Here is a 17,701-nt window from a genome sequence, read left to right as displayed (position 1 = left end):
CATCATGGACGATCCGGGCGCCCGCCGCGATGTGACCCCGGCCACCGCCATGAACGGCCGTACGTGATGGCAGGCTTGGGCCCATGCGCCGACCCTTCGCCCTTCTCGCCGCGGCCCTCCTCGCGGGTGCCGTCGCCACGCCCGCCCACGCCGTCGACGGGGACAAGGGGTTCACCATCCGGGACCCGAGGATCACCGAGTCCAGCGGCCTGGCCGCCTCCCGGCTGCACCCCGGCATCTACTGGACCCACAACGACCAGGACACCAGCCTGTACGCGGTGGACGGCAGGACCGGGGAGACGGTCGCCCGGGTCACCCTCTCCGGGGTCGGCACGCCACGCGACATGGAGGCGGTCTCCATCGGCCCGGACAACCGGATCTACGTCGGCGACATCGGCGACAACTTCGGCGGCAAGTGGCCCAACGTGTGGATCTACGAGCTGCCCGAGCCGACCGAGCTGAAGGACCAGACGGTCAAGGCCACCCAGTACGTCGTGAAGTACGCGGACGGGCCGCGCGACGCCGAGTCCCTGGTCGTCCACCCGAAGACCGGCCGCGTCTACATCATCGACAAGAACGAGGAGGGCGGTCACCTCTACGAGGGCCCGGCCCGGCTCTCCGCCTCCGGCACCAACGTCTTCGAGCCGGCCGCCGCCGTCGACCTGTGGGCCACCGACGCGGCCTTCTCGCCGGACGGCCGCCAGCTCACCGTGCGGGGCTACCTCGGGGGCCTGTACTACGACTGGAACGACGGCAAGATCGCGCGCAGGGGCCGGATCAGCGTGCCGCTGGGCCAGGGCGAGTCCGTCACCTACACCGTCGACGGCAAGAAGCTGCTGCTCGGCATGGAGGGCACGGGCAGCACGGTGAAGGCCGAGGACGCGCCCGGCGCCGCGCCGTCCACCGGGGGCGGGAGCCCGTCGGCCTCCGGCGACGACACGGGCGGCGGCACGGACAGCGGCACACTGAAGATCGGCGGAGCGGCCCTACTGGTCGCCCTCGCCGCCCTGTTCGGCCTGCGCAAGCTGTTCCGCCGGAGCTGAGCCCGCGCGGGTCTCCCACCCGGCCCGCACGCGTTTCCGCGACTGCCCGGACAAGCGAAAGGCGCCCGGTGGGATACCGGGCGCCCCTCTTCCGCTGTGCGGGGACTGCTACAGGTGCTCGATCACGTAGTCGATGCACTTGGTCAGGGCCTCGACGTCCGACGGGTCGACCGCCGGGAACATCGCCACGCGGAGCTGGTTGCGGCCCAGCTTGCGGTACGGCTCGGTGTCGACGATGCCGTTGGCGCGGAGCACCTTGGCGACGGCGGCGGCGTCGACCTCGTCCGTGAAGTCGATCGTGCCGATGACCGCCGAGCGCTTGGCCGGGTCGGTGACGAACGGGGACGCGAACTTCACGTCCTCGGCCCAGCCGTACAGCGTCCGCGCCGAGGTCGCCGTGCGGCGGACCGCCCAGTCCAGGCCGCCCTGCCCGTTGAGCCAGTCCACCTGCTCGCCCAGCAGGAACAGCGTGGCGAGCGCCGGGGTGTTGTACGTCTGGTTCTTGCGCGAGTTGTCGATCGCGGTCGGCAGCGAGAAGAACTCCGGGATGTGCCGGCCGGAGGCGTGCACGCGCTCGGCGCGCTCGATGGCGGCCGGGGAGAACAGGCCGATCCACAGGCCGCCGTCGGCGGCGAAGGACTTCTGCGGCGCGAAGTAGTACACGTCGGTCTCGGCGACGTCGACCGGCAGGCCGCCCGCGCCGGAGGTGGCGTCGACCAGCACCAGCGCGCCCTCGTCGGCGCCGGCCACCCGCTTGATGGGCATGGCCACACCGGTCGAGGTCTCGTTGTGGGTGAGGGCGTAGACGTCCACGCCCGCCTCGGCGGCCGGCTCCGGGTGGGTGCCCGGGTCGGCGGAGACGATGTCCGGGTCGGCCAGCCAGGGGGCCAGCTTGGCGGCCTTGGCGAACTTGGAGCTGAACTCGCCGAAGCTGAGGTGCTGCGACCTGTTCTCGATCAGGCCGTGGGTCGCGATGTCCCAGAACGCGGTGGAGCCGCCGTTGCCGAGGATCACCTCGTAGCCGTCGGGGAGCTGGAACAGCTCGCGGATGCCCTCGCGCACCTTGCCGACCAGGTTCTTCACCGGGGCCTGGCGGTGGGAGGTGCCCATGAGGGTGGTACCGGTGGCGGCCAGCGCGTCCAGCGCTTCCGTCCGCACCTTGGAGGGACCCGCGCCGAAACGACCGTCGGCGGGCTTGATGTCAGCAGGAATCTGGATCTCAGCCACGAGCCGGAGCGTATCCCCTCGGTGAAACGGTACGGAAGCGTGTCCGTTCGATGAGACACGAACCTCAGTGTGCCGGAGGCCGATGGGACACGAGCCGGAGCGTGCCGGAGGCCGAGGGGAAACGAACCTGAGCATGCCGGATGCCGAGGGGAAAGGAACCGGAGCATGCTGGAGGCATGACCGATCTTGAGGCAGCGCTGCGGAAGGCCGTCCGGGGCGAGGTCGGCTTCGACGTCACCTCCCGGGCGCTCACCACCATGGACGCCTCCAACTACCGCCGGGTCCCGCTGGGCGTGGTCGCCCCCCGGGACGCCGACGACGTGGCCGCCGTACTGGAGGTGTGCCGGGCGCACGGCGTGCCGGTCGTGCCGCGCGGGGGCGGGACCTCGATCGCGGGGCAGGCCACCGGCACGGGCGTGGTGCTGGACTTCACCCGGCACATGAACCGGCTGCTCGCCCTGGACCCGGCGGCCCGGACCGCCGTCGTGCAGCCGGGGCTGGTGCTGGACCGGCTCCAGGAGGCCGCCGCCCCGCACGGCCTGCGCTTCGGCCCCGACCCCTCCACCCACGGCCGCTGCACCCTCGGCGGGATGATCGGCAACAACTCGTGCGGCTCGCACTCGGTGGCCTGGGGCACGACCGCCGACAGCGTGCGGGAGCTGGAGGTGCTCACCGCACGCGGGCGGCGACTGCGGCTCGGACGGGAGTGGGCCGGGGCGCCGGACGGGCTGCGGGAACTGGTGGAGGGGGACCTCGCGCGACTGCGCACCGGCTTCCCCGACCTGCCCCGCCGGATCTCCGGGTACGCCCTGGACGCGCTGCTGCCCGAGCGGGGCGCCGACGTCGCCCGGTCCTTCTGCGGCTCCGAGGGCACCCTCGGCGTGCTGACGGAGGCCGTCGTCCGCCTGGTCGAGCCGCCCCCCGCGCGGGCGCTCGCCGTGCTCGGCTACGGCGACGAGGGCGCCGCGGCCGAGGCGGCGGCCGGGCTGCTGGAGCACGGGCCGCTGACCGTGGAGGGCATGGCCGCCGACCTGGTGCCGTCCCCGGCCGGGCTGCCGCGCGGCGGGGCCTGGCTGTTCGTGGAGACCGGCGGGGAGACGGCGGCCGAGGCACACGCGCGTGCCGGGGCGGTCGTCCGGGCCGCCGACGTCCTGGACGCGATGGTGGTGACCGACCCGGCCGGGCAGCGGGCCCTGTGGCGCGTGCGCGAGGACGCGGCCGGTACGGCGACCCGGATGCCCGGGGGCACCTCCCTGACGGGGGCCGGGGGAGGTTCGGAGGCGTGGCCCGGCTGGGAGGACTGCGCGGTGCCGCCGGCCCGGCTCGGCGCGTATCTGCGCGACTTCCGGGCGCTGCTGGCCGCGCACGGGCTGCGCGGCACGCCGTACGGGCACTTCGGGGACGGCTGCATCCACGTCCGCGTCGACTTCGACCTGCTGACCGGGGCGGGCGTCGCCCGGTTCCGCCGCTTCTCCGAGGAACTGGCCGGCCTCGTCGTGGCGCACGGCGGCTCGCTGTCCGGCGAACACGGCGACGGCCAGGCCCGCGCCGAACTCCTGCCCCGCATGTACGGCGCCGGCACCGTCGCCCTGTTCGAGCGCGCCAAGGCCGTCTGGGACCCGGACGACCTGCTCAACCCCGGGATGCTGGTCCGCCCGGCGCCCCTGGACGCCAACCTCCGCTTCGCCGTGCTGCCCCGCCGCCCGGTCGACGTCGCCTTCGGCTACCCGGCCGACGGCGGCGACTTCTCCGCCGCGGTACGCCGCTGCGTGGGCGTCGCCAAGTGCCGTACGGCCACGGCGACGGGCCCGGCCGTGATGTGCCCCTCGTTCCGGGCGACCGGCGAGGAGGAGCACTCCACGCGCGGCCGGGCCCGGCTGCTGCACGAGATGCTCGCCGGGGAACTGATCACCGACGGCTGGCGCTCCACGGAGGTCCGCGACGCCCTCGACCTCTGCCTGTCCTGCAAGGGCTGCCGCTCGGACTGCCCGGTCGGCGTCGACATGGCCACGTACAAGGCGGAGTTCCTGCACCACCACTACGCCGGCCGCCGCCGCCCCGCCGCGCACTACGCCCTGGGCCGGCTGCCGCGCTGGCTGCGCTGGGCCTCCGCCACCCGGGCGGTACGGGTGGTCAACGCGCTGGCCTCGGTACGCCCGCTGGCGGCCCTGGCGAAACGGGCGGCCGGGATCGCCCCGGAGCGCGCGCTGCCCGGGTTGGCGGAAGAGACGTTCACCCGGTGGTGGCGCCGGCACCGGCTCGCCGGCTCCGGGGACACGGCCGGGCGGCACCGGCCGGCCGGCTCCGGGGACACGGCCGGGCGGCACCGGCCGGCCGGCTCCGGGGACACGGCCGGGCGGCACCGGCCGGGCGGCGCCGGGGACACGGTCGTGCTGTGGCCCGACACGTTCACCGAGCACCTCTCGCCGTCCGTGGGCCGCGCGGCCGTACGGGTCCTGGAGGCGGCCGGGCTGCGGGTGGTGCTGCCGCCGACGCTGCGACTGCCGCGCGGCGCCGCCGGGGACGGCCGTACCCGCTCGCCCGCCGCGCTGCTCGCGGCCCGGCGCGGCCGGGTCTGCTGCGGGCTGACGTACGTCTCGACGGGCCAGCTCGACCGCGCCCGTGCCGTCCTGCTGCGCACCCTGGACCTGATGGGACCGGTCCTGGACACCGGCGCCCCGGTCGTCGTCCTGGAGCCGAGCTGTGCCGCCGCGCTCCGCGCCGACCTGCCCGAGCTGCTCCCCGACGACCCCCGCGCCGCCGCCCTCGCCGCCCGGGTGCTGACCTTCGCCGAGACCCTGGAACGGCACGCCCCCGACTGGACGCCGCCCGCGCTGGACCGGCCGGTGGCCGGCCAGACCCACTGCCACCAGCACGCGGTCCTCGGCGACACGGCCGACCGGCGCCTGCGCGCCGCCGCGGGCCTCACCGGGGAGCTGAGCGGCGGCTGCTGCGGGCTGGCCGGCAACTTCGGTTTCGAGGCCGGGCACTACGAGGTGTCGGTCGCCTGCGCCGAGGACCGGCTGCTGCCCGCGGTGCGCGAGGCACCGGCCGGTGCGGTGGTCCTGGCGGACGGCTACTCGTGCCGGACGCAGTTGGCGCAGCTCGCCGGGGTGCGCGGGCGGCATCTGGCGGAGGTGCTGGCGGAGGGGCTGGAGGAACGGCTGGCGGAGGGGCCGGGGGAACGGCTGGCGGAGGGGCCGGGGGAACGGCTGGAGTGACCCGCCGGGTACCGGTCAGGTCAGGGCAGGTCAGGGGACCGTCTCGCCCCGTACCAGCGGGCGGCACACCGGCTGGACGTCCTCCGGGAGTTCCTCCGGGCGGCACCAGCGGGCCTCCAGGATCTCCATCGGGTCCAGGCGCAGCTCGCCGCCGGCCAGCCGGGCCTCGTACGCCACCTCCAGGCGGGTGCGCAGGCCGCTGTTCAGCATGACGAGTTCGCCCACCGTCACGTCGAGGCCGGTCTCCTCCTTGACCTCGCGGACCACGGTCCGGCGGAAGTCCTCGCCCTTGTGCGCGAAGCCGCTCGGCAGCCCCCACTGGCGGCCGGGCGGCCACATCCGGTGCCGCAGCAGCAGCACCCGTCCCTCGCCGTCGCGCACCACGCCCGTGACGCCGACGACGAACTTGGCGTTCAGGCACCACATCAGGCGGCCCTGCACGGGCCGCAGGGCACGCCACAACCGGACGAGGAGTTGTCTCACCGAACCTCCGGACACGGGGGAGCTACTCGCTGCGGACGGTACCCCGGGGCCGCGCGTTGACAGCCACGTACCCCGCCCTGGACAGTTGCATGGCAGGGTCGCACGACTGACAGAGTCCATCACCGTGCACTGCGCAGTACAGTGAAGTGAACCGATCCGATCGTCCAGCGTCCCCGGAGCCCCCGTGACCACCCCCAGCGCCGACCCCGGCACCCCGATCCCGGCCGCCCCCGCGACGGCCCCCGCCTCCGTGCCGGGCACCGCCCCCGGCCGCCGGGGCGCCCTGGGGCCGGTCGGCCTGGTGCTCGCCGGGGGACTGTCCGTGCAGTTCGGCGGCGCCCTCGCGGTGACCCTGATGCCCCGCGCCGGGGCGCTCGGCATCGTCACCCTGCGCCTGGTGGTGGCCGCCGCGGTGCTGCTGCTGGTCTGCCGGCCCCAACTGCGCGGCCACTCCCGCGCCGACTGGGGCACGGTGATCGTCTTCGGCGTCACCATGGCCGGCATGAACGGCCTCTTCTACCAGGCCGTCGACCGCATCGCCATGGGTCCGGCGGTCACCCTGGAGGTCCTCGGCCCGCTCACGCTGTCCGTCGTCACCTCCCGCCGCGCCGTCAACCTCGTCTGGGCCGCCCTCGCCCTCGCGGGCGTCTTCCTGCTCGGCGGCGGCGGGTTCGACGGCCTCGACCCCGCCGGTGCCGCCTTCGCGCTGGCCGCGGGCGGGATGTGGGCCGCGTACATCGTCTTCAGCGCCCGCACCGGCCGCCGCTTCCCGCAGGCCGACGGGCTCGCCCTCGCCATGGCGGTCGGCGCGGTGCTGTTCCTGCCGCTGGGCATCGCCGAGTCGGGCACCAGGCTGCTGGACCCGGTGACGCTCGGCCTCGGCGCCGCCGTCGCGCTGCTCTCCTCGGTCCTGCCGTACACCCTCGAACTGCTGGCCCTGCGCCGTCTGCCCTCCGCCACCTTCGCGGTCCTGATGAGCCTCGAACCGGCCATCGCCGCGCTGGCCGGCTTCCTCGTCCTCGACCAGGCCCTGGCCGCCTCCCAGGCCGCCGCCATCGCCCTGGTCGTCGCGGCCAGCATGGGCGCGGTGCGCACCCAGGTGGGGCGGGGGCGGAAGAAGGAACGGCGGTAGGGAAGGCAGGGGTGACCGGTCCGCGCCCGGGGCTCCGGGACGGGCCGGTTTTTTCGTCGGGTGGATTCATGCAAGCACGCTTGATTGTTTCTCGCCTCGCTGCCATGCTCCTCGCACCGCACCGCCCGTACACGCCCCGCACCACCCCACCCCGCACGCCGCCGTGCCCGAGGGGAGCGCCCCCGTGTCCGATCCGACGCCCGTGATCGACGACCTGCGCGAGGAGAGCGAGGAACTCGACGCGCTGGTCGCCCGGCTGAGCCCCGAGCAGTGGGCGCTCGCCACCCCCGCGCCCGGGTGGACCGTCGCCCACCAGATCGCGCACCTGGCCTGGACCGACCACTCGGCCCTGCTGGCCGTGACCGACGAGGACGGCTTCCGCGCCCTGGTGGAGAAGGCCCTCGCCGCGCCCGGCACCTTCGTGGACGAGGGCGCCGAGGCGGGCGCCGCCGTCCCGCCCGCCGACCTGCTGGCGAACTGGCGGCGGGGCCGCGCGGCGCTGGACCTGGCCCTGCGGAAGGCCCCGCCGGGCGCCCGGTTCCCCTGGTACGGGCCGCCCATGGGTGTCGCCTCCATGGCCACCGCCCGTCTGATGGAGACCTGGGCGCACGGCTTGGACGTGGCCGGCACGCTCGGTGTGTCCCGGCCGGCCACCGACCGGCTCCGGCATGTGGCCCGGCTCGGGGTGCGCACCCGGGACTACGCCTTCCTGAACCGGGGGATCACCCCGCCCGCCGAGGAGTTCCGCGTCGAACTCACCGCGCCCTTGGGCGCCGGCGTCTGGGCGTACGGTCCTGCGGACGCGGCTCAGCGGGTGACCGGGCCCGCGCTCGACTTCTGCCTGCTCACCACCCAGCGCGCACACCGCGCCGACCTCGCGCTGCGCGCCGAGGGCGCGGACGCCGACCGCTGGCTGGACATCGCCCAGGCATTCGCCGGACCGCCGGGCCCGGGTCGCCCGCCCGGCGCGGGACACCTGCCCGGCGCGGGACGCGCGTCCGCCGGCGACGGCACCGACCCGCCCACCCCCGGTCGCCCGCCCGCCGGCGACGGCACCGACCCGCCCGGCCGCTCACCCGGCGCGGGACACCCGTCCACCGCCGACGGCACCGACCTACCCGGCCGCTCACCCGGCGCGGGACACCCGCCCGCCGGCGACGGCACCGACCCGCCCACCCCCGGTCGCCCGCCCGGCACGGCCCCCGCGCCGAAGGGCCACGCCCGGTGACCCCCCTGCGGATCGGCAACGCCTCCGGCTTCTACGGCGACCGCTTCGACGCGCTGCGCGAGATGCTCACCGGCGGCCCGCTGGACGTGCTCACCGGTGACTATCTCGCCGAGCTGACCATGCTCATCCTCGGCCGCGACCGGCTCAAGGACCCCGGCGCCGGGTACGCCCGCACCTTCCTCCGGCAACTGGAGGAGTGCCTCGGTCTCGCCCACGACCGGGGCGTCAAGATCGTCACCAACGCCGGCGGGCTCAACCCCGCCGGGCTCGCCGACGCGGTACGCGCCCTCGCCGGCCGGCTCGGCATCCCGGTCCGCGTCGCCCACGTCGAGGGCGACGACCTCACCGCCGCGCACCCCGGCACGCTCGCCGCCCACGCCTACCTCGGCGGCTTCGGGATCGCCGCCTGCCTGCGGGCCGGCGCCGACATCGTGGTCACCGGGCGGGTCACCGACGCCGCCCTGGTCACCGGGCCGGCCGCCGCGCACTTCGGCTGGGCGCCGACGGAGTACGACCGGCTCGCGGGCGCGGTCGTCGCCGGGCACGTCCTGGAGTGCGGGGCGCAGGCCACCGGCGGGAACTACGCCTTCTTCCGGGACGGTGACGTACGGCGTCCGGGCTTCCCGCTCGCCGAGCTGGCCGCCGACGGCACCTGCGTGGTCACCAAGCACGAGGGGACCGGCGGCTTCGTGGACGCCGGGACGGTGACGGCCCAACTGCTGTACGAGACGGGCGGCGCCCGCTACCCGGGGCCGGACGTCACCGCCCGGCTGGACACGGTGACGCTCACCCCCGACGGCCCCGACCGGGTACGGATCGAGGGCGTGCGCGGCGAGGCCCCGCCGCCCACCCTCAAGGTCGGCCTGAACCGGCTCGGCGGCTTCCGCAACGAGGTCGTCTTCGTGCTCACCGGGCTGGACATCGAGGCCAAGGCCGCGCTGGTGCGCGAGCAGCTCGCGTCCGTCGTCGGCAAGGTCGCCGAGGCGCGCTGGGAACTGGTCCGCACCGACCGGCCGGACGCCCCGACCGAGGAGACGGCCAGCGCCCTGCTCCGCCTGGTCGTGCGGGACCCCGACCAGCGGCCCGTCGGCCGGGCGCTGAGCGGCGCGGCCGTCGAACTCGCCCTCGCCAGCTTCCCGGGCTTCCATGTGCTCGCACCACCTGGAAAGGGCGCCCCCTATGGGGTCTTCGAGGATGTGTACATCCCCCATGGCGCCGTCGACCATGTGGCCGTCCTCCACGACGGCACCCGCATCGCCGTACCGCCGCCCCAGCACACCGCCGCCCTCACCGACGTACCCGAACCCCCGCCGCCGCCGCCGCTGCCGCTGCCGCCCGGTCCCCGGCGCCGGGCGCCCCTCGGGCTGGTCGCCGGGGCCCGCAGCGGGGACAAGGGCGGCGACGCCAACGTCGGGGTGTGGGCCCGCACCGAGGACGCCTGGCGGTGGCTGGCGCACGAGCTGACCGTCGACCGGTTCCGGGAACTGCTCCCCGAGACCCGCGACCTGCCCGTCACCCGGCACGTGCTGCCCCGACTGCGCGCCCTGAACTTCGTCGTCGCCTCGCTCCTCGGCGAGGGCGTCGCCGCGCAGGCCCGCTTCGACCCGCAGGCCAAGGCGCTCGGCGAATGGCTGCGCGCCCGCCACCTGGACATACCGGAGGTACTCCTGTGACGGTCCTGTCCTCCGCCCTGGACCCGGCCGCCCCCGGCCACCGGGCGAACCGCGAGGCGATGCTGGCCAGGCTCGCCGACCTGGACGCCGAACACGCCAAGGCCCTCGCGGGCGGCGGCGAGAAGTACGTGCGACGGCACCGCGAGCGCGGCAAGCTGCTCGCCCGGGAGCGCGTCGAACTCCTCCTCGACCCGGACACGCCCTTCCTGGAGCTGTCGCCACTGGCCGGGTGGGGGAGCGAGTACACCGTCGGCGCCTCCCTGGTCACCGGGATCGGCGTGGTCGAGGGCGTGGAGTGCCTGATCACCGCCAACGACCCGACCGTGCGCGGCGGCGCCAGCAACCCGTGGTCGCTGAAGAAGGCCCTGCGCGCCAACGACATCGCCCTCGCCAACCGGCTGCCCTGCGTCAGCCTGGTGGAGTCGGGGGGCGCGGACCTGCCCTCCCAGAAGGAGATCTTCATCCCCGGCGGGGCGATCTTCCGCGACCTCACCCGGCTGTCGGCGGCGGGCATCCCCACCATCGCCGTGGTCTTCGGCAACTCCACGGCCGGGGGCGCGTACGTCCCCGGCCTGTCCGACCACGTGATCATGGTCAAGGAGCGGGCGAAGGTGTTCCTCGGCGGCCCGCCGCTGGTGAAGATGGCCACCGGCGAGGAGAGCGACGACGAGTCCCTCGGCGGCGCCGAGATGCACGCCCGCACCTCCGGCCTCGCCGACCACTTCGCCGTGGACGAACCGGACGCGCTGCGCCAGGCCCGCCGGGTCGTCGCCCGTCTCGGCCACCGCAAGGCGTACCCCGATCCGGGACCGGCCGAGCCGCCGGAGTACGACCCGGAGGACCTGCTCGGCATCGTCCCCGAGGACCTGCGGACGCCCTTCGACCCGCGCGAGGTGATCGCCCGGATCGTCGACGCCTCCGACTTCGACGAGTTCAAGCCGCTGTACGGGACGAGCCTGACGACCGGCTGGGCGCGCCTGCACGGCTATCCCCTAGGCATCCTCGCCAACGCCCGGGGCGTCCTGTTCTCCGAGGAGTCGCAGAAGGCCGCCCAGTTCATCCAGCTCGCCGACCAGCGCGACATCCCGCTGCTGTTCCTGCACAACACCACCGGCTACATGGTCGGCAAGGAGTACGAGCAGGGCGGCATCATCAAGCACGGCGCCATGATGATCAACGCGGTCGCCAACTCCCGCGTCCCGCACCTGTCCGTCCTGCTCGGCGCCTCCTACGGCGCCGGCCACTACGGCATGTGCGGACGCGCCTACGACCCCCGCTTCCTCTTCGCCTGGCCCAGCGCCAAGTCCGCCGTCATGGGCCCGCAGCAGCTCGCCGGGGTGCTGTCGATCGTCGCCCGCCAGTCGGCCGCCGCCAAGGGCCGCCCGTACGACGACGAGGGCGACGCCGCGCTGCGCGCCATGGTGGAGCAGCAGATCGAGTCCGAGTCCCTGCCGATGTTCCTGTCCGGGCGGTTGTACGACGACGGGGTCATCGACCCGCGCGACACCCGGACCGTCCTCGGCCTGTGCCTGTCCGCGATCCACACCGCCCCCTACCAGGGCGCGCGGGGTGGCTTCGGCGTCTTCCGGATGTGAGGGGTTCCGTGATTACTTCCGTGCTGGTGGCGAACCGGGGCGAGATCGCCTGCCGGGTCTTCCGGACCTGCCGCGCGTCGGGCATCCGGACGGTCGCGGTGCACTCGGACGCCGACGACGGCGCCCTGCACACGCGCGTGGCCGACGCGGCGGTGCGGCTGCCGGGGACGGCGTCCGCCGACACGTATCTGCGCGGCGACCTGATCGTGAAGGCCGCCGTCGCCGCCGGCGCCGACGCGGTGCACCCCGGGTACGGCTTCCTGTCGGAGAACGCCGGCTTCGCGCGGGCCGTCACCGACGCCGGGCTGACCTGGATCGGGCCGCCGCCGGAGGCCATCGAGGCGATGGCGTCCAAGACCCGCGCCAAGGAACTGATGGGCATCGCGCCCCTGCGTACCGTCACCGAGGCCGATCTGCCGGTGCTGGTGAAGGCGGCGGCGGGCGGCGGCGGGCGCGGCATGAGGGTCGTCCGGGACCTCGCCGGCCTCGACGCCGCGCTGACGGCCGCCCGCGCGGAGGCGGCGAGCGCCTTCGGGGACGGCGAGGTGTTCGTGGAGCCGTACGTCGAGCACGGGCGGCACGTGGAGGTGCAGGTCCTCGCCGACACGCACGGCACGGTGTGGACGCTCGGCACCCGCGACTGCTCCCTGCAGCGCCGCCACCAGAAGGTCGTCGAGGAGGCCCCCGCCCCCGGCCTCGGCCCGGAACTGGAGGAGGAACTGCGCGCCCAGGCGGTCCGCGCCGCCCGTGCCGTCGACTACGTGGGCGCCGGCACGGTCGAGTTCCTGGTCGCCGACGGCCGGGCGCACTTCCTGGAGATGAACACCCGCCTCCAGGTCGAACACCCGGTCACCGAGGCCGTGTTCGGCATCGACCTGGTCGCCCTCCAGATCCGGATCGCCGAGGGCCACGCCCTGGACGAGGAGCCGCCGCGCTCGCGTGGCCACGCCGTCGAGGCCCGCCTGTACGCCGAGGACCCGGCGCACGACTGGGCCCCGCGCACCGGCCGCCTGCACCGCCTCGCCGTCCCGGACGGCATCCGCCTGGACACCGGCTACACGGACGGCGACGACATCGGCGTCCACTACGACCCGATGATCGCCAAGGTGGCCGCCCACGCGCCCACCCGCGCGGAGGCGGTCCGCCGGCTCGCCGACGCGCTGGAGCGGGCCGCGGTCCACGGCCCGGTCACCAACCGGGACCTCCTCGTCCGCTCGCTGCGCCACCCCGAGTTCACGTCCGCCCGCATGGACACCGCCTTCTACGACCGCCACCTGCCCGGCCTCACCGCCCCCGCGGCCGACCCCCTCGCCCCGCTGGCCGCCGCCCTGGCCGACGCCGCCGGCCGTTCCCGCTTCGGCGCCTGGCGCAACGTACCGTCGCAGCCGCAGGTCAAGCGGTACGTCATGGCGGGCGAGGAACACGAGGTCCGCTACCGGCACGGCCGCTCGGGCCCGCGGGCGGACGGCGTCCGTGTCGTCCACGCCGGCCCGGACCTGGTCGTCCTCGAAACGGACGGGGTACGGCGCCGCTACGAGGTCGCCCGCTACGGCGACCAGGTCCACGTCGGCGCCACCCGCCTGACCGCCCTGCCCCGCTTCCCCGACCCGACGGCCCAGTCGGCCCCCGGCTCCCTCCTCGCCCCCATGCCGGGCACGGTCGTCCGCGTGGCGGAGAACCTGACGGAAGGCACCGCCGTCGAGGCGGGCCAGCCCCTGATCTGGCTGGAGGCCATGAAGATGGAGCACCGCATCACGGCCCCGACGACGGGAATCCTGACGTCCCTGCACGTCGAGCCGGGCCAGCAGGTGACGGTCGCCTCGCTGTTGGCGGTCGTGGAACCCGCCTGAAGGGGCGCGAGGCCGTATTGGACACGCGGCTCCGCCGTGTGAGCGCGACAAGCCACGACGCATCCCGCACCCGAAGGAGCAGCCTCATGCCCCCCGTGCTCGAAACCGAAGAACACAAGGCCCTGCGCGAGGCCGTGGCCGCCCTCGGCACCCGCCACGGCCGCGACCACGACCACACCGCCCTCTGGTCCGAGGCCGGCAAACTCGGCTACCTCGGCGTCAACCTCCCCGAAGCCCACGGAGGGGGCGGCGGGGGCGTCACCGAACTCTCCATCGTCCTGGAAGAACTGGGCGCCGCCGGCTGCCCCCTGCTCATGCTCATCGTCTCCCCGGCGATCTGCGGCACGGTGATCGCCCGCTTCGGCACCGACGCCCAGAAGCAGCGCTGGCTGCCCGGCCTCGCCGACGGCACCCGCCTGATGGCCTTCGGCATCACCGAACCCGACGCCGGTTCCAACAGCCACCGCATCACCACCACCGCCCGCCGCGACCCGGACACCGGCGGCTGGGTCCTCACCGGCCGCAAGGTGTTCGTCAGCGGCGTCGACATAGCCGACGCCACCCTGATCGTCGGCCGCACCGAGGACGCCCGCACCGGCCGGCTCAAGCCCTGCCTGTTCATCGTCCCCCGCGACACCCCCGGCTTCGGGCGCCGCCGCATCGACATGGAACTGCGGGCCGCCGAGAAGCAGTTCGAGCTGACCCTGGACGACGTGCGGCTCCCCGCCGAGGCCCTGGTCGGCGACGAGGACGCCGGCCTGCTCCAGCTCTTCGCCGGCCTCAACCCCGAACGCGTGATGACCGCCGCCTTCGCGATCGGCATGGGCCGCTACGCCCTCGCCAGGGCGGTCGATTACGCCCGTGAGCGCACGGTGTGGGACACGCCCATCGGCGCCCACCAGGCCATCGCCCACCCGCTCGCCCAGGCCCACATCGACCTGGAACTGGCCCGTCTGATGATGCAGAAGGCGGCCCACCTGTACGACGCGGGGGACGACGCGGGCGCGGGGGAGGCCGCCAACATGGCCAAGTACGCGGCCGGGGAGGCGTGTGTGAAGGCCGTCGACCAGGCCGTGCACACCCTCGGCGGCAACGGCCTGACCCGCGAGTTCGGGCTGGCCTCGCTGATCACGGCCGCGCGGGTGTCCCGGATCGCCCCGGTGAGCCGGGAGATGATCCTCAACTACGTCTCCCACCAGTCCCTGGGCCTGCCCAAGTCGTACTAGGGCCTGTCGTTCGGATCAGGTCGCAGGGGATCGGCTGCACGTCCCCGCGTCTGCGGCATGATCCGAACGACAGGTCCTAACCCGTACCGGAGGAACCATGTTCCACAGCGAGTACGCGGACGTCCCGCCCGTCGACCTGCCCATCCACCAGGCCGTCCTCGGCCGCGCCGCCGAGTTCGGGGACGCGCCCGCGCTGATCGACGGCACCGACGGCACCACCCTCACGTACCAGCAGGTGGACCGGTTCCACCGGCGCGTCGCCGCGGGCCTCGCGGCGGCCGGGGTGCGCAAGGGCGACGTCCTCGCCCTGCACAGCCCCAACACGGTCGCCTTCCCGCTGGCCTTCTACGCCGCCACCCGCGCGGGCGCCTCGGTGACCACGGTGCATCCGCTGGCCACGGCGGAGGAGTTCGCGGGGCAGCTCACGGACTCGGCGGCCCGCTGGATCGTGACCGTCTCGCCGCTGCTGGACTCGGCGCGGCGGGCCGCCGGACTGGCGGGCGGCGTCCGGGAGATCTTCGTCTGCGACAGCGCGCCCGGCCACCGCTCCCTGGCCGACATGCTCGCCGCCACCGCGCCCGAGCCGTCCGTCGCCATCGACCCCGTGACGGACGTGGCCGTCCTGCCGTACTCCTCGGGCACCACTGGCACGCCCAAGGGCGTGATGCTCACCCACCGGCAGATCGCCACCAACCTGGCCCAGCTCCACCCGGCGATGCCGGCCGAACCCGGTGACCGGGTTCTGGCGGTATTGCCGTTCTTCCACATTTATGGGCTGACCGCGCTCATGAACGCCCCGCTGCGGCAGGGCGCCACCGTGGTGGTGCTGCCGCGCTTCGACCTGGAGCCGTTCCTCGCGGCGATCCAGCACCACCGCATCACCGACCTGTACGTCGCCCCGCCGATCGTCCTCGCCCTCGCCAAGCACCCGCTGGTCGCCCAGTACGACCTGTCGTCGCTGAGGCGGATCGTCAGCGCCGCCGCGCCGCTGGACGCGCGGCTCGCCGCCGCCTGCTCCCGGCGGTTGGGCCTGCCGCCGGTCGGCCAGGCGTACGGCATGACCGAGCTGTCCCCGGGCACCCACGTCGTCCCCCGGGACGCGATGGCCGCCGCGCCCCCCGGCACCGTCGGCAAGCTGATCGCCGGGACCGAGATGCGGATCGTCTCCCTGGACGACCCCGGCGAGGACCTGGGCACCGGCGAGTCCGGCGAGATCCTGATCCGGGGCCCGCAGGTGATGAAGGGCTACCTGGGCCGCCCCGAAGCCACCGCCGCGATGATCGACGCCGACAGGTGGCTGCACACCGGGGACGTCGGACACGTCGACGCGGAGGGCTGGCTGTTCATCGTCGACCGGGTGAAGGAACTCATCAAGTACAAGGGCTTCCAGGTGGCCCCCGCCGAACTGGAGGCCCTGCTGCTCACCCATCCCGGCATCGCCGACGCCGCCGTGATCGGCGTCTACGACGAGGACGGCACCGAGATCCCGCAGGCGTACGTCGTCCGCCAGCCGACCGCCGCCGGTCTCACCGAGAGCGAGGTCATGATGTACGTCGCCGAGCGCGTCGCCCCCTACAAACGCGTCCGGCGGGTGACCTTCACCGGCGAGGTGCCGAGGGCCGCGTCCGGCAAGATCCTGCGCCGCCGGCTCCGGGAGGGCGCGTGAGCACGCTCGTCGCCCGCACCCACGCGCGTGCCGTCACCACCCTCACCCTGGACTCCCCGGGCAACCGCAACGCCCTCTCGGCCGCCCTGGTGACCGAGCTGGCCGGCGCCCTCGCGCAGGCCGGGGCGGACGACCGCGTCCGCGCGGTCGTCCTCACCCACACCGGCACCACCTTCAGCGCCGGCGCCGACCTGCGCGACCCGCCGGACCCGGACGCGCTGGTCGCCCTGCTGCGGCAGCTCGTCGCCCTGCCCAAACCGGTCGTCGCCCGGGTCACCGGCCACGTCCGCGCGGGCGGCCTCGGACTGCTCGCCGCCTGCGACATCGCCGCCGGGGCCACGGCCTCCAGCTACGCCTTCACCGAGGTCCGCATCGGCGTGGCCCCCGCCGTCGTCTCGCTGCCGCTGCTGCCCCGCACCGACCCGCGCGCCCTCGCCCGCTACTACCTCACCGGGGAGCGCTTCGACGCCGCCGAGGCCGCCCGGATCGGGCTGCTCACCGCGGCGGGCGAGGACGTGGACGCCGTCCTCGCGCCCGTCCTGGCGGGGCTGCGGCGGGCCGAGCCCCGGGCCCTGGCCGAGACCAAGCGGTTGCTCACGGCTAAGGTGCTGTCGGCCTTCGACCGGGACGCGGCCGCCCTGACCGCGCTCTCGGCCGAGCTGTTCGCCTCCCCGCGGGCCCGCGAGGGGATGACGGCCTTCCTCGAACGACGGGACCCGCAATGGGCGGTGTGAGCACGACCGACCGCGCCGAACGCGAGCGCGTCCCCAAGCAGGACCGCAGCCGCGCCACCCGGCGGAAGCTGCTGGCCGCCGCCGTGGCCTGCCTCGCCGAACACGGCTGGGCGGGCTCCACGGTCGCCGTCGTCGCGATGCGCGCGGGCGTCTCCCGGGGCGCGGCCCAGCACCACTTCCCGACCCGCGAGGACCTGTTCACGGCCGCCGTCGAGTACGTCGCCGAGGAACGCTCCCTCGCCCTGCGCGCCCTCTTCCCCGAGGGCGCCGCCGACCGCCGCGCGGTGGTCGCCGCCCTCGTCGACCTCTACACCGGCCCCCTCTTCCGCGCCGCCCTGCACCTGTGGGTGGCCGCCTCGAACGAGGAGCAGCTCCGCGGCCGGGTCACCGAACTGGAGGCCCGGGTCGGCCGGGAGACCCACCGCATCGCCGTCGACCTGCTCGGCGCCGACGAGAGCCGCCCCGGCGTCCGCGAGAGCGTGCAGGGGCTGCTCGACATGGCCCGCGGCCTGGGCCTGGCCAACCTCCTCACCGACGACGCGCCGCGCCGGGAGCGGGTGGTCGCCCAGTGGGCGGACCTGCTGGCCGCCGTCCTGGACCCCGGGCCGGACGGGGACTGAGCC

General features: G+C 74.9%; 12 protein-coding genes and 1 pseudogene. 11 read left to right on the top strand and 2 right to left on the bottom strand.

Annotated elements, in window-relative coordinates; all coding sequences use genetic code 11:
- Window positions 1–83: 83 nt before the first annotated feature.
- Window positions 84–1,043, top strand: a complete 960-nt coding sequence (locus ACFY32_RS03750; RefSeq protein ID WP_390673348.1) for a WD40 repeat domain-containing protein — start codon at window positions 84–86, stop codon at window positions 1,041–1,043.
- Between the two features lie 108 nt (window positions 1,044–1,151).
- On the opposite strand, the gene serC is transcribed toward ACFY32_RS03750, so the two are convergent.
- Window positions 1,152–2,270: a phosphoserine transaminase gene (gene serC, locus ACFY32_RS03745; RefSeq protein ID WP_390673347.1), complete on the bottom strand. Its 1,119-nt coding sequence runs from the start codon at window positions 2,268–2,270 to the stop codon at window positions 1,152–1,154.
- 176 nt (window positions 2,271–2,446) lie between these two features.
- On the opposite strand from serC, the gene ACFY32_RS03740 reads away from it, so the two are divergent.
- The gene (locus ACFY32_RS03740) at window positions 2,447–5,491 is read left to right on the top strand and encodes an FAD-binding and (Fe-S)-binding domain-containing protein (RefSeq protein WP_390673346.1); all 3,045 of its coding nucleotides are present in this window, start codon (window positions 2,447–2,449) and stop codon (window positions 5,489–5,491) included.
- A gap of 30 nt (window positions 5,492–5,521) precedes the next feature.
- On the opposite strand, the gene ACFY32_RS03735 is transcribed toward ACFY32_RS03740, so the two are convergent.
- Complete coding sequence (locus ACFY32_RS03735; protein ID WP_390673345.1) at window positions 5,522–5,974, bottom strand: NUDIX hydrolase; 453 nt, start codon at window positions 5,972–5,974, stop codon at window positions 5,522–5,524.
- A 184-nt stretch (window positions 5,975–6,158) separates the two neighbouring features.
- Between ACFY32_RS03735 and ACFY32_RS03730 the strand changes: the two genes are divergently transcribed.
- The 9 genes and pseudogenes from ACFY32_RS03730 to ACFY32_RS03690 all read left to right on the top strand — a co-directional run bounded on the left by ACFY32_RS03730 (window position 6,159) and on the right by ACFY32_RS03690 (window position 17,698).
- Window positions 6,159–7,106 carry an EamA family transporter gene (locus ACFY32_RS03730; RefSeq protein ID WP_359194966.1) on the top strand — a complete coding sequence of 316 codons (948 nt, stop codon included), beginning with the start codon at window positions 6,159–6,161 and terminating at the stop codon, window positions 7,104–7,106.
- Window positions 7,107–7,290: 184 nt separating this feature from the next.
- Window positions 7,291–8,079 (top strand): annotated as a pseudogene (locus ACFY32_RS03725) (TIGR03084 family metal-binding protein); the annotation flags it as partial.
- A gap of 251 nt (window positions 8,080–8,330) precedes the next feature.
- A complete protein-coding gene (locus tag ACFY32_RS03720; protein ID WP_390673344.1) occupies window positions 8,331–10,007 on the top strand; it encodes an acyclic terpene utilization AtuA family protein in 1,677 nt (558 codons plus the stop codon).
- Window positions 10,004–11,602, top strand: a complete 1,599-nt coding sequence (locus ACFY32_RS03715; protein WP_390673343.1) for an acyl-CoA carboxylase subunit beta — start codon at window positions 10,004–10,006, stop codon at window positions 11,600–11,602. Before ACFY32_RS03720 ends, ACFY32_RS03715 begins: the two co-directional genes overlap by 4 nt.
- Window positions 11,603–11,610: 8 nt before the next feature.
- Window positions 11,611–13,452, top strand: coding sequence for a biotin carboxylase N-terminal domain-containing protein (locus tag ACFY32_RS03710; RefSeq protein ID WP_390673342.1), 1,842 nt, complete (start codon window positions 11,611–11,613; stop codon window positions 13,450–13,452).
- Between the two features lie 86 nt (window positions 13,453–13,538).
- Window positions 13,539–14,678: an acyl-CoA dehydrogenase family protein gene (locus ACFY32_RS03705; RefSeq protein ID WP_359194980.1), complete on the top strand. Its 1,140-nt coding sequence runs from the start codon at window positions 13,539–13,541 to the stop codon at window positions 14,676–14,678.
- A 97-nt stretch (window positions 14,679–14,775) separates the two neighbouring features.
- A complete protein-coding gene (locus tag ACFY32_RS03700; RefSeq protein ID WP_390673341.1) occupies window positions 14,776–16,344 on the top strand; it encodes a 4-coumarate--CoA ligase family protein in 1,569 nt (522 codons plus the stop codon).
- Window positions 16,341–17,078 (top strand): enoyl-CoA hydratase family protein, encoded by a 738-nt coding sequence (locus tag ACFY32_RS03695; protein WP_390673340.1) that lies wholly within the window; start codon window positions 16,341–16,343, stop codon window positions 17,076–17,078. Before ACFY32_RS03700 ends, ACFY32_RS03695 begins: the two co-directional genes overlap by 4 nt.
- Entirely contained in the window at window positions 17,066–17,698 is a 633-nt protein-coding gene (locus tag ACFY32_RS03690; protein ID WP_359195948.1) for a TetR/AcrR family transcriptional regulator, read from the top strand. The genes ACFY32_RS03695 and ACFY32_RS03690 overlap by 13 nt, the downstream gene beginning before the upstream one ends.
- Window positions 17,699–17,701: the final 3 nt, after the last annotated feature.

This window comes from Streptomyces sp. NPDC000134, assembly GCF_042899225.1.
GTDB lineage: Bacteria > Actinomycetota > Actinomycetes > Streptomycetales > Streptomycetaceae > Streptomyces.
The sequence above is the reverse complement of the archived record's forward strand: the minus strand, read 5'-3'. Positions and strand labels throughout refer to the sequence as shown.